This window comes from Desulfomicrobium macestii (assembly GCF_014873765.1).
In the GTDB taxonomy this organism is placed as follows: Bacteria; Desulfobacterota; Desulfovibrionia; order Desulfovibrionales; family Desulfomicrobiaceae; genus Desulfomicrobium; species Desulfomicrobium macestii.
The window spans coordinates 1-1118 of the sequence record NZ_JADBGG010000099.1 but is presented as its reverse complement, the minus strand read 5'-3'; the positions used below and the strand labels follow the sequence as shown (position 1 = coordinate 1118).

General features: G+C 39.7%; 1 protein-coding gene. It reads left to right on the top strand.

Annotation, left to right across the window (positions count from 1 at the left end; translation table 11 throughout):
• The first annotated feature begins 386 nt into the window (after positions 1-386).
• Positions 387-1031, top strand: a complete 645-nt coding sequence (locus H4684_RS20510) for a type I restriction enzyme HsdR N-terminal domain-containing protein (protein WP_192625180.1) — start codon at positions 387-389, stop codon at positions 1029-1031.
• Positions 1032-1118 lie beyond the last annotated feature (87 nt).

Here is a 1118-nt window from a genome sequence, read left to right as displayed (position 1 = left end):
GAAGGCCCTCGATTGTTCAGAAGTATTTCCACGGACAACATGTTCGATACGCAGCCTAAAATGTTAACTGTTTAGGGCTCGGAGTAATAACTACCGCAAGAAATTCGGGATCGAGGCGGCGACTGATCCAATTCAGACCGTGATTGATAGAAGCAACGGCGCGGAGGGGCAGGTGGAAAGGAAGTATTACTGCTTCAAGTGCAGGGCGGCGATTCCGGGCAATGTGGCGCGGTTTTGTTGGAATAATAAGGAGAGGTTTGGGGGGAAGGCGTTTTGTTATGAGTGTCAGAGAGAAATATAAATATAAAATTTGTTTATAATAATAAGTGAATGTCTGATATTTATCTCAAGATGTCTTTTTACTCAAATTAAAAAGGGGGTTGATAATGGATTTTATAGACAAGATTGCAGAGTTATCTACTCGTATCCAGCGGCAAAAAGAATCAGTATTGACTGAAGAAGCTGCAAAAACAGCTTTTGTACTCCCATTCATCCAAACTCTTGGATATGACATCTTCAACCCAGAAGAGGTCATACCAGAACTAACTGCAGACCATGGAGTCAAGAAAGGGGAAAAGGTTGACTATGCAATTCAACTCGACAAGCAAAAAGTTATCCTGATTGAATGTAAACCTGTAGGATCTGACTTGGAAGCAAAACACGCAGGACAGCTCTTCAGATACTTTTCTGTTACAGAGGCTCGCTTTGGAGTTTTGACTGACGGAATTCGATATGTATTTTTTAGTGACCTGGAAAAAGAAAATAAAATGGATGAGCGTCCATTTTTCGAATTCAACTTGATGCAATACACAGAGTCAGGTGTTGAGGAATTAAAAAAATTCACTAAAAATTCATTTGATCTTCAGACAATTATAAGCACAGCAAGTAATTTAAAATATTATAAGGCTCTTATTGAAGAAATTAGATCTGAATTTGATAGCCCGTCTGAAGATTTAGTGAAAATTTTAACTGGAAGAGTTTATACTGGAAGGTTTACGCAGCAAGTAAGGGATCAATTCAGTGAATTGTAGTAGTTCATACTTGATCTGACAGTCGCCCTTTTAACGGGGTGCAGGTCTGTCGGATTTAGTTCAAGCCAGCGACCTTTTCCTGCCAGA